This window comes from Pseudoduganella violaceinigra DSM 15887 (assembly GCF_000425385.1).
Lineage (GTDB): Bacteria > Pseudomonadota > Gammaproteobacteria > Burkholderiales > Burkholderiaceae_D > Rugamonas > Rugamonas violaceinigra.
The window spans coordinates 24,289-35,943 of sequence record NZ_AUDI01000001.1; the positions used below are offsets into that span (position 1 = coordinate 24,289).

The window sequence follows — 11,655 nt, forward strand, 5'->3', positions numbered from 1 at the left end:
GTCATGCCGCCTTTGCCGATTCCAGGAAGTCCTGCGCAAAGCGCTGGAGCACCCCGCCCGCTTCGTAGATCGACACGTCTTCCGACGAATCGAGGCGGCAGGTCACCGGTACGTCAACGCGTTCACCGTTCTTGCGATGGATGACCAGGGTCAGCGTCGCGCGCGGCGCACGTTCGCCGATCACGTCGAAGGTCTCGGTGCCATCGATGCCCAGGGTCAGGCGGTTCACGCCCGGCTTGAACTCGAGAGGCAGCACACCCATGCCCACCAGGTTGGTGCGGTGGATACGCTCGAAGCCTTCCGCCACGATGGCCTCCACGCCCGCCAGGCGCACGCCTTTCGCCGCCCAGTCGCGCGAGGAGCCCTGGCCGTAGTCGGCGCCGGCGATCACGATCAGGGGCTGCTTGCGCTCCATATAGGTCTCGATGGCTTCCCACATGCGGGTCACTTTGCCTTCCGGCTCGACGCGCGCCAGCGAACCGGCCTTGATGCTGCCGTCGGCATTGCGCACCATTTCGTTTTTCAGCGTCGGGTTGGCGAAGGTGGCGCGCTGCGCGGTCAGGTGGTCGCCGCGGTGGGTGGCGTAGGAGTTGAAGTCCTCTTCCGGCAGTCCCATTTTGTGCAGGTATTCGCCTGCCGCCGAATCCATCATGATCGCGTTCGAAGGCGACAGGTGGTCGGTGGTGATGTTATCTCCCAGCACAGCCAGGGCGCGCATGCCGCTCAGCGTACGCTCGCCCGCCAGTGCGCCTTCCCAGTACGGCGGACGGCGGATATAGGTCGATTGCGGACGCCAGTCGTACAGCGGTTCGGCGCGTTCGGCAACTTCTTCGCTGCGTGCGAACATCGGGATATAGACCTTGCGGAAGTGCTCCGGCTTGACGGAAGACGCGAAGATGGCGTCGATTTCTTCGTCGGTCGGCCACAGGTCCTTCAAGGTGACAGCCTTGCCGGCGGCATCGTGGCCCAGCACATCCTTCTCGATGTCGAAACGGATGGTGCCTGCGATGGCGTAGGCCACCACCAGCGGCGGCGATGCCAGGAACGCCTGCTTGGCGTAAGGGTGGATGCGGCCATCGAAGTTGCGGTTGCCCGACAGGACAGCGGTGGCGTACAGGTCGCGCTCCACGACTTCCTTCTGGATCGCCGGGTCCAGCGCGCCGGACATGCCGTTGCAGGAGGTGCAGGCATAAGCCACCACGCCGAAGCCCAGCTTCTCCAGTTCCGGCATCAGTCCCGCTTCTTCCAGGTACAGCGTGACGGCTTTCGACCCTGGCGCCAGCGAGGACTTGACCCACGGCTTGCGCAGCAGGCCGGCCTTGTTCGCGTTGCGGGCCAGCAGGCCGGCGGCGATCATATTGCGCGGGTTGTTGGTGTTGGTGCAGCTGGTGATGGCGGCGATGATCACGGCGCCGTCGGGCATCTTGCCCGGTTCGTTTTCCACCACGCCGGAGATGCCGCGTGCCGCCAGCTCGGAGGTCGGAACGCGCTTGTGCGGATTCGATGGGCCGGCGATATTGCGTACCACGCTCGACAGGTCGAACGTCAGCACGCGCTCATATTCCACCTTGGCCAGGTCGTCCGACCACAGGCCGGTATGCTTGGCGTAGGTTTCCACCAGGGCCACCAGCTCGTCGTCGCGGCCGGTCAGCCTCAGGTACTTGATGGTTTGCGCATCGATCGAGAACATCGCGGCGGTGGCGCCGAATTCCGGAGCCATGTTCGAGATGGTCGCGCGGTCGCCCAGGGTCAGCGCGGTCGAACCCTCACCGTAGAATTCCAGGTAGGCCGAAACCACTTTTTCCTTGCGCAGGAACTCGGTCAGCGCCAACACGATGTCGGTGGCGGTGATGCCGGGCTGCGGCCTGCCGGTCAGCTCGACGCCGATGATGTCCGGCAAGCGCATCCAGGAGGCGCGGCCCAGCATCACGGTTTCCGCTTCCAGGCCGCCCACGCCGATGGCAATCACGCCCAGCGCATCGACCATCGGGGTGTGCGAGTCGGTGCCGACCAGGGTGTCCGGATAGGCCACGCCGTCCGTCACCTGGATGACCGGCGACATGCGTTCCAGGTTGATCTGGTGCAGGATGCCGTTGCCCGGAGGGATCACATCGACGTTCTGGAACGCCTTCTTGGTCCAGTTGATGAAGTCGAAGCGGTCTTCGTTGCGGCGGTCTTCAATGGCCCGGTTCTTGTTGAACGCGTCCGGGTCGAAACCGCCGCATTCCACGGCCAGCGAGTGGTCCACCACCAGCTGGGTCGGCACCACAGGGTTGACCAGGGCTGGGTCGCCGCCCTGCTCCGCGATCGCATCGCGCAGGCCGGCCAGGTCGACCAGTGCGGTCTGGCCCAGGATGTCATGGCACACCACGCGCGCCGGGAACCATGGGAAGTCCAGGTCGCGTTTGCGCTCGATCAGCTGCTCCAGCGAAGCGGTCAGCGTGGCCGGATCGCAGCGGCGCACCAGGTTTTCCGCCAGCACGCGCGAGGTGTACGGCAGCGTGGCGTAGGCGCCCGGCTTGATCGCCTCGACGGCTGCGCGCGCGTCGAAGTAATCGAGCTTGGTGCCCGGGAGTTGTTTGCGGTATTGGGAGTTCATGATTACTTGCGGTCCTTCAGTGGTACGAAGGCCAGGTCTTCAGGGCCGACGTAGTTGGCGCTTGGACGAATGATCTTGTTGTCGATACGCTGCTCGATCACGTGGGCAGCCCAGCCCGAGGTACGGGAAATGACGAACAGCGGGGTGAACATGGCGGTCGGCACGCCCATCATGTGGTAGGACACGGCGGAGAACCAGTCCAGGTTCGGGAACATCTTCTTGATTTCCCACATCACAGACTCCAGGCGCTCGGCGATGTCGAACATCTTCATCGAGCCGGCTTCCTGCGACAGGGAGCGCGCCACTTCCTTGATCACCACGTTGCGCGGGTCGGAGATGGTGTACACCGGGTGACCGAAGCCGATCACCACTTCCTTGTTGGCGACGCGGTTGCGAATGTCCGCTTCCGCTTCGTCGGCGCTTTCGTAGCGCTGCTGGATGTCCAGGGCGACCTCATTGGCGCCGCCGTGTTTCGGGCCGCGCAGTGCGCCGATCGCGCCGGTGATGGCGGAGTGGATGTCGGAGCCGGTGCCCGAAATGACGCGGCTGGTGAAGGTCGAAGCGTTGAATTCGTGCTCCGCGTACAGGATCAGCGAAGTGTGCATGGCGCGGATCCAGGACTCGGACGGCTTTTCGCCGTGCAGCAGGTGCAGGAAGTGGCCGCCGATGGTTTCGTCGTCGGTTTCCACGTCGATGCGCTTGCCGTTATGGCTGAAGTGGTACCAGTACAGCAGCATGGAGCCGAAGGAAGCCATCAGGCGGTCGGCGATCTCGCGCGCGCCGGCGATATTGTGGTCGTCCTTCTCCGGCAGGCAGCAGCCCAGCACGGACACGCCGGTGCGCATCACGTCCATCGGGTGGGCGGAGGCAGGCAGCGCCTCCAGCGCCGACTTCACGCCTTGCGGCAGGCCGCGCAGGGACTTCAGCTTCTTCTTGTAGCCCTTCAGTTCCGCCACATTCGGCAGCTTGCCGTGCACCAGCAGGTAGGCGATTTCTTCGAACTCACAGGTGGTGGCCACGTCCAGGATGTCGTAGCCGCGGTAGTGCAAGTCATTGCCGGTCTTGCCGACGGAGCACAGGGCGGTATTGCCGGCTGCGACGCCGGACAGGGCTACGGATTTTTTGGGCTTGAAGGTTGGCGCTGCTTCGGTCATTTCAAATTCTCCTCGATGTATTCTTGAACCGGCTAAGCCGGTGTCTACGCTTACTTTTTCTGTGCTGCGAACAGGGCATCGAGCTTCTGCTCGAAGTCGTGATAGTTGATGCGCTCGTACAGTTCGGCGCGGGTCTGCATCGTGTCGACGACATTTTGCTGCGTGCCGTCGCGGCGGATCGCGTTATACACATTCTCGGCAGCCTTGTTCATGGCGCGGAAGGCGGACAGCGGGTACAGCACCAGGCCCACGTCGGCGGACTTCAGTTCTTCCACGGTGAACAGCGGGGTCGAGCCGAATTCGGTGATATTGGCCAGCACCGGCACTTTCACGGCCGCGGCGAACTGCTTGTACATGTCCAGCGAGACCATCGCTTCCGGGAAGATCATGTCGGCGCCGGCTTCCACGCAGGCGACAGCGCGTTCGATGGCGGCATCCAGCCCTTCCACGGCCAGCGCATCGGTGCGGGCCATGATGACGAAGTTCTCATCGGTACGCGCGTCGACGGCAGCCTTGATGCGGTCGATCATCTCGCCCTTGCTCACGATTTCCTTGCCAGGACGGTGGCCGCAACGCTTGGCGCCCACCTGGTCTTCGATGTGCATTGCGGCGGCGCCGAACTTGATCATCGATTTCACGGTACGCGCCACATTGAAGGCGGAGGCGCCGAAACCGGTGTCCACGTCGACCAGCAGCGGCAGGTCGCATACGTCGGTGATACGGCGCACATCGGTCAGCACGTCGTCCAGGTTGGAGATGCCCAGGTCGGGCAGGCCCAGGGAGCCGGCGGCCACGCCGCCGCCCGACAGGTAGATCGCCTTGAAGCCGGCGCGCTTGGCCAGCAGGGCATGGTTGGCGTTGATCGCGCCGACCACCTGCAGCGGGGACTCTTCTTGCACGGCCTTGCGGAAGGCGGCGCCTGCGGAATATTGGCTCATGGTGTCCTTTCAGTGTGTGAATGTCTGCCGTGCATAGTGCAAGCGGCGTGCCAGCGGCGGCAGCCCAGCAAAATCAAGCACTTGCAACACCGTCGCCATAGTATAATGTTTCAAATTGAAACACGTGCAACGTTTCAGGTGAAACATGCGACATTCGACACCCCTGCCTTTCGACCCTGCCGACAAGCCCGTCATCTGGACCGTTTCGGTCTCGCGCCTGTCGGAGCTGTTCCGCGACATCACGCTGGAATACGACGCCCTGGCCGACATCGAACCGGTTAACCTCGGTTTCGACGAAGCGGCGCGCCACATCCGCGAACGACTGGCGACGGAGCGCTGCGACGCCGTGATCGCAGCCGGCTCCAACGCGGCTTATTTGAAGGGCCGGCTGTCGGTGCCGGTGGTGATCGCCAAAGCCAGCGGCTTCGATTTCATGCAGGCCTTAGCGCGTGCGCGCAAGGTTTCGGACCGTATCGGCGTCATCACCTACCAGGACGACATGCCCGCCCTGGCCGAATTCGCGGCCACCTTCGGCGTACCGATCGAACAGCGCACCTACGCCACGGAAGAAGATGCGCGCGCCCAGATCAACGACTTGAAGGCCGCCGGCATCAAGGCCATCGTGGGCGCCGGCCTGATCACCGACCTGGCCGAGGAAGCCGGCCTGACCGGCGTCTTCGTCTACTCCGCCGCCTCGATCCGCCAGGCCTTCGACGACGCGCTGGAACTGGCGCGCCTGGCGCAGCTAGAGACCAACCGCAGCCGCCGCCACGTGGTGGCCGACACCCTGCGCGCCAAGCATGGCCTGGCCGACCTGCGCGGCGAATCCGACGCCATGGAGCGCGTGCGCCAGGCCGTGGTCCTGTATGCCAAGTCGCCCGCGACAGTGCTGATCCAGGGCGAAACCGGCTGCGGCAAGGAGCTCGTTGCGCAAGCCATCCACCGCGAATCACCGCGTACGCTGGGCGGCGCAAACCGGCCCTTCGTGGCCGTCAATTGCGGCGCCATCGCCGAATCGCTGCTTGAATCGGAGCTGTTCGGCCATGAGGAAGGCGCCTTTACCGGCGCGCGGCGCGGCGGCCACGCCGGCCTGTTCGAAGCGGCCAACCGCGGCACCCTCTTCCTCGACGAAATCGGCGAAATGCCGCTCACCCTGCAAACGCGCCTGCTGCGCGTGCTGGAGGAACGCGAAGTGGTGCGGGTCGGCGGCACACGGCCGATCCCCATCAATGTGCGCTTTATCAGCGCCACCCACTGCGACCTCGAAGCGCGCGTGCGCGAAGGCCGCTTCCGCGCCGATTTGTTCTATCGCCTTGCCGTGCTGCGCCTGGCGCTGCCGCCGCTGCGCGAACGTCCGGCCGACATTCTGCCCCTGGCCGAGTGGTCGCTGCGCACGGCACTGGCCAGCCTCAGCGCCCGCGCCCACCCCAACCTGGCAGCCGAACTGGCCGCCTGCGCGCCGCTTCTGTTGCGCTACGGCTGGCCGGGCAATGTCCGCGAGCTGCGCAACCTGACCGAACGCCTGGCGCTATTCCTTGCCGCCGAGCCGCTGCAGGCGCTGACGCCCAGTTTTGTAGCCGGCATAGCGCCAGAGCTCGGCACGCCGCTGCCCGGCACAGTACAAGTTGCGCCCCGTGCGATTGCAGCGGAGAGCGCGACCGCAGTACTGGCCCGTTTCGGCGGCCGGCGCGATGCCGCAGCCGACTACCTGGGCATCAGCCGCACCACGCTCTGGCGCCGGCTGCGCGAGGAAAGCGGCGCCTGATCCGCACGCCTACGCCGCCCATCATCGCTTTCGACCACTCGTCACATGGGATCAACGGCGCATGGCCGGACACGGTATGCTCAGGCCCCATGAAAAGAGAACGTTATTTTTGGCTACTCCAGGTGCCCGGGTGGTCCGGCGTGGCGATGCGTATCGCCGTCGTCAACCGGACTGGCAATGAGCGCCCTTTGGCGCACCTTTTGCAAATTGCGCCGCCGGCAAGGCAGGCAGTTGACATCGCGCTAAACGATAGCTGGGTGCGCGCCACCTTGCAATTCCGATTTTCGACCTAACGGAAAGCACCGTATGGACTACAAAAAAATTCCGCCACTCGCCCGGCTTGGATGGTTCACCACTCTGCAGATCGCCGGTTGGAGTCTGTTGTTCTTGCTCATAATCCTTGGCAATGGCCGCTATACCGACAGCGGGACGCTGGCCAGCGTGGCCTGGGTATGTGCCAGTGGATGGCTCCTTACAAGCGCGTGGCATCGCTTCTTCAAGGCACGCCGCTGGAATCGGCATGGCAATGACTGGCGCCTGCCAGCGATGGCACTCCTGGTCATCGGGCCGCTGCAGGCGGTCAGCTGGGAGATATCAGCGAGGCTGTTCCTGAAGCAACGCGGCGTCATGGTCGACCAGTTTGCGTCGGAGCTTGCCTTGGGCTGTACCCTCATGCTGGTCTGGACGATTTGCTATATGTTGGCGGCTGCGTTGCGGCGCGCCTCCCGCCTCGAAGCGGAAGCCCTGCGCCTGGAAATTCTGGCGAAAGACGCCGAACTGCGCGCCCTGCAGTCTCAGGTCAATCCGCATTTCTTCTTCAACAGCCTAAATAGCGTACGCGCCTTGATGTACGAGGACGTCGACAACGCCGCCAATATGGTCGATCAATTGGCGTCCCTGATGCGCTACACGCTGATGTCCACCTTCAACGGCTGCGTGCCGCTGCAGCAGGAGATGGATGCCGTACGCGCCTACCTGGCTATTGAACAAATCCGTTTCGAGGAACGGCTGCGCATGCATATCGAGATCGAACCCGGCATGGCACAAGTGACGATTCCACCGATGACGGTACAGAACCTGGTCGAGAACGCAGTCAAGTATGGCGTCGAGCGCCGCACCGACGGCAGCGAGATCCGCATCGTCGTGCGCCAATCGGCCAGCGACGCGCTGATTGAAGTCGCCAACCAGGGCGCGCTGCTGGTCAACTCCGGCTCCACCCGCATCGGCATAGGCAATGCCCGCAAGCGGCTGGCGCTGGCAAAGGGCGAGCAATCCAGCCTGGATCTCAGCGAGCAGGATGGCTGGGTACGCGCCACCCTTCGTTTCCCGCTGGCGGCATGAACGTGCAGGCCATCAAGACACCTCTGCTGGCCCGGCTGAACTGGTACTGGATACTGCATGTGCTTGGATGGAGCATGGTCACGGCCTTCGTCATGCTTGCCAACGGTCCTTACATTACCCGCCCCGGCGCGGTCACCATCTGCCTCCTCGACGGCCTGACCGGCCTCTTAATGACCGACTTCTGGCACCGGTTCATCAAGGCGCGCCGTTGGAATACGCGCACCATCGACTGGCGCCAGTTGGCAGTCGCCTTCCTGCTGCTAGGACCTCTGCAGACGGCAAGTGCCACACTGATCGCCAGCATCCTTATCCCGGAATCCCGCGGCGGGGGCTGGCTGCCGATGCTGCTCCTGTTCTGGTCGGGCGTCATGGTGGCATGGCAGGTGTCGTACATGGCCGCCACCGCGCTGCGCCGCGCCAACCGCTTCGAGTCGGAGGCCCTGCGTCTTGACGTATTGGCCAAGGAGGCGGAACTCAAAGCCCTGCAGTCCCAGGTCAACCCGCATTTCTTCTTCAATAGCCTGAATAGCGTACGCGCCCTGATCTTCGAAAACCCGCAGTCGGCCGCGCAAATGATCGACCAGTTGGCCACACTCATGCGCTTCACGCTGGCGTCCAGCTATGCCGACACCGTAACGCTGAAGGAAGAACTGGAAGCAGTGCACTCCTATCTGGCCATCGAAAAGATCCGTTTTGAAGAGCGCCTTAGCGTCTCCCTGGCCATTGAAGGCGGGATGGAAACGGTGACGATCCCGCCCATGTCCGTGCAGACGCTGGTGGAAAATGCCGTCAAGTATGGTGTCGAACAAAGCAGTGCCGGAACGGAAATCCGCATCAGCGCCAGCCATGCCAACGGCCGCGCCTCGATCGAAGTCGCCAACCGCGGCGCGCTGGCAACACTTGGCAATTCCACGCGCGTAGGTTTGAGCAACGCCCGCAAGCGCCTGCTGCATGCGAAAGGCGGCGAGGCCGGCTTGGAACTGGTGGAAAGCGATGGCTGGGTGCGCGCCACGCTCACATTCCCCGTTTCGGCATGATGCGCGCCCTGCCCGTCGCCGCTCGCGCGTCCCTTGCCCCGGCTGGCGCACAAGCGCGCTCCGCGGCAGTTCTGCCGCCCCCGGACGCAGCCGGTCTGGCTGGGGCAATGCCGCACACCACTCATCACGCAGTTTGACCGTTCATCAAGTTTTCAATTCAGCGCCCGAGCGGGGCCGGCTAAAGTTTGCTTCACAAGGAGGCAATACCATGAAAACCAAGATCGCAAAAATCGCCGTATCCCTGCTGCTGGCTGCAGCGTCCATTCCTGCTGTCGCCGCGACAGCTTTCAAATCGGAAGTTAAAGGCAGCGGCGAGCCAGTCATCCTGATCCCCGGCCTGGCCTCGTCCGGCGAAGTGTGGCAGGACACCGCCGCCCGCATGTGCGTCAAGCACCAATGCCATATCCTCACCCTGGCCGGTTTTGCCGGCGTGCCGGCATTGGCCGGCGAGTCCCTGCTGCCGGCCGCGGAAAAGCAACTGGCCGACTACATCAGCACCAACAAACTGGTCAAACCAACCGTGATCGGCCATAGCCTGGGCGGCTTCCTCGGCCTGAAGCTGGCCAGCGACTATCCTGACAAAGTGGGGCGCCTGGTCATCATCGACACCCTGCCGGCCCTAGGCGCGACCCGCAATCCCGCCGTCACCAAGGAGCAGCTGCAGGCGGTCGCAACCCAGATGCGCGACGGCATGCGCGGCCAGGACGACGCCACCTTCAGCGCCATGCAGCAGCGCAGCGCCGCCAACCTGGTGACCTCGCCGGAGCACGCGCAGCGCATCGCCAACTGGGGCAAGCAGTCCGACCGCGCCACCGTGACCGATGCCATGTACGACATCATGTCGAGCGACCTGCGCGAAGATGTCGGCCGCATCAAGGCGCCGACGCTGGTCCTCGGCACCTGGGTTGCCTACAAGGCGTACGCGCCGAAGGAAGCCATCGAAGGCCTGTTCAAGTCGCAGTACGCCAAGCTGCCCGGCGTGAAAGTGGAACTGGCCGATACCGCTCGTCATTTCATGATGTACGACGAGCCAGAATGGATGTATGCTCGCATCGACCAATTCATCCAATAAACCGACCACCATGGTAAACACCGCGCGTCCGCTGTTGGCAAGGCTTAACTGGTACTGGATCCTGCAAAGCCTCGGCTGGACGCTGGTGTTTATCATGGTTGCGCTGGTGTATAGCCGCCACCTCGGCATGCCCGGCGTGCTTGCCACCTGCGCCTGGACCGGCGTGAGCGGCCTGCTGCTGTCGGACTTATGGCACCGCATTATCAAGGCCCGCCGCTGGAACGCCGGCGCCATCAAGTGGCGTATGCTGGCCGGCCCGCTGCTTCTGCTGGGGCCTTTGCAGGCCTGCAGCATCGCCGCAGCCATCTATATCCTGCAGGGGAAAATCGACGGCGGCCTGTCCTGGGTGCCTGGTTCATTCGCCCTCTGGAGCTGCGTCTTCCTGGGCTGGCAGATCACCTACCTGGCGGCGCTGGCCCTGCGCCGCGCCAACCAGTTCGAAGCCACCGCCTTGCGCATGGAAGTGCAGGCCAAGGATTCCGAATTGCGCGCGCTGCAGGCACAGGTCAACCCGCACTTTTTCTTCAATAGCCTGAACAGCATCCGTGCCCTGGTCTACGAAGAACCGGATTCCGCCTCGCAGATGATCGACCAGCTGGCCAGCCTGATGCGCTATGCGCTGCAGACCGGCCAGTTGCACAAGGTGCCGCTGCAAAAGGAGCTGGAAGCGGTGGAAGCGTACCTGGCCATTGAAAAGATCCGCTTCGAGGAAAGACTGCGCGCCCGCATCGAAGTCGAACCTGGCCTGGAACAGGTCATGATTCCCCCCATGTCGCTGCAAACGCTGGTGGAGAACGCCGTCAAATACGGCGTGGAGATGAGCACCACCGGCAGCGACATCGTGATCACCGCCCGCCGCGTCGGCGACAATGCCCTGATCGAAATCGCCAACGCCGGCGCCATCCGCGCCTTCGGCAATTCCACCAAGGTCGGCTTGAGCAATACCCGCAAGCGCCTGGCCCTGTCGATGGGCGAGGAAGCCAGCCTGCAGCTGAGCGAAAACAGCGGCTGGGTGCGCGCCACTTTGCAGTTCCCGGTGGCGGCATGATGCGCGCCCTGATCGTGGACGATGAACGCCTGGCGCGCGCCGAACTGCGGCGCATGCTGGCCAACCATCCCGGTGTGACCATCGTTGGGGAAGCCGCCAATGCCGCCGAAGCGGCGCTGCAGGTGGCGGCGCTGGAGCCGGATCTGTTGCTGCTGGACGTGCAGATGCCAGGCGGCAGCGGTTTCGACCTGCTCGCATCGCTGGAAGACGCCCCCGAAGTGATCTTCACCACCGCCTTCGACCAGTACGCGCTGCAAGCGTTTGAGGCCAGTGCGCTGGACTACCTGATGAAACCCATCGAGCCGCAGCGCCTCGCTGCCGCGCTGGAACGCGCCGCTGGGCGCCTTGGCCTTGCGCCCACGCCAAGCAGCACGCCGCGCAAGCTCTTCATCCGTGACGGAGAGCGCTGCTGGTTCGTGCGCCTGGAAGACATCCGCCTGTTCGAATCCGAGGGCAATTACACCCGGCTCTATTTCGACGACGCCAAGCCCCTGCTGGCGCGCTCCCTGCTCCAGCTCGAGCAGCGCCTGGACCCGCAGCAATTCTTCCGCGCCAGCCGCCGCCATATCGTCAACCTGGCCGCCGTGCGCAGCATCGACAACGACGACGGCGGTGCCTTGACCTTGCGGCTGGACGGCATGGAGGTGGAAGTGTCGCGCCGCCGGGCGGCGGCGCTCAGGCAATTGCAGGAATTCTGACGC

The 11,655-nt window shown here is 64.0% G+C and carries 9 protein-coding genes; 6 read left to right on the forward strand and 3 right to left on the reverse strand.

Annotation, left to right across the window (positions count from 1 at the left end):
* Position 1: 1 nt before the first annotated feature.
* From acnD to prpB, 3 genes are read right to left on the reverse strand one after another with little or no spacing between them, the layout of a single operon-like run.
* Positions 2-2,599: a Fe/S-dependent 2-methylisocitrate dehydratase AcnD gene (gene acnD / locus H597_RS0100120; protein WP_028100328.1), complete on the reverse strand. Its 2,598-nt coding sequence runs from the start codon at positions 2,597-2,599 to the stop codon at positions 2-4.
* Between the two features lie 2 nt (positions 2,600-2,601).
* Entirely contained in the window at positions 2,602-3,753 is a 1,152-nt protein-coding gene (prpC, locus tag H597_RS0100125) for a bifunctional 2-methylcitrate synthase/citrate synthase (RefSeq protein ID WP_028100329.1), read from the reverse strand.
* A gap of 50 nt (positions 3,754-3,803) precedes the next feature.
* Positions 3,804-4,691 carry a methylisocitrate lyase gene (prpB, locus tag H597_RS0100130; protein WP_028100330.1) on the reverse strand — a complete coding sequence of 296 codons (888 nt, stop codon included), beginning with the start codon at positions 4,689-4,691 and terminating at the stop codon, positions 3,804-3,806.
* 145 nt (positions 4,692-4,836) lie between these two features.
* Here prpB and prpR point away from each other — a divergent pair, with 145 nt between their 5' ends.
* The 6 genes from prpR (at position 4,837) to H597_RS0100160 (ending at position 11,652) form a co-directional block, all read left to right on the forward strand.
* Positions 4,837-6,456: a propionate catabolism operon regulatory protein PrpR gene (gene prpR / locus H597_RS0100135; protein WP_028100331.1), complete on the forward strand. Its 1,620-nt coding sequence runs from the start codon at positions 4,837-4,839 to the stop codon at positions 6,454-6,456.
* Between the two features lie 387 nt (positions 6,457-6,843).
* Entirely contained in the window at positions 6,844-7,797 is a 954-nt protein-coding gene (locus H597_RS0100140) for a sensor histidine kinase (RefSeq protein WP_229632055.1), read from the forward strand.
* Positions 7,794-8,834: a sensor histidine kinase gene (locus H597_RS0100145; RefSeq protein WP_028100333.1), complete on the forward strand. Its 1,041-nt coding sequence runs from the start codon at positions 7,794-7,796 to the stop codon at positions 8,832-8,834. Before H597_RS0100140 ends, H597_RS0100145 begins: the two co-directional genes overlap by 4 nt.
* A gap of 208 nt (positions 8,835-9,042) precedes the next feature.
* On the forward strand, positions 9,043-9,906 hold the full coding sequence (locus H597_RS0100150; protein ID WP_028100334.1) for an alpha/beta fold hydrolase: 864 nt from the start codon (positions 9,043-9,045) through the stop codon (positions 9,904-9,906).
* Positions 9,878-10,954, forward strand: coding sequence for a sensor histidine kinase (locus H597_RS0100155; protein ID WP_229632056.1), 1,077 nt, complete (start codon positions 9,878-9,880; stop codon positions 10,952-10,954). The genes H597_RS0100150 and H597_RS0100155 overlap by 29 nt, the downstream gene beginning before the upstream one ends.
* Entirely contained in the window at positions 10,951-11,652 is a 702-nt protein-coding gene (locus tag H597_RS0100160; protein WP_229632057.1) for a LytR/AlgR family response regulator transcription factor, read from the forward strand. The genes H597_RS0100155 and H597_RS0100160 overlap by 4 nt, the downstream gene beginning before the upstream one ends.
* Positions 11,653-11,655 lie beyond the last annotated feature (3 nt).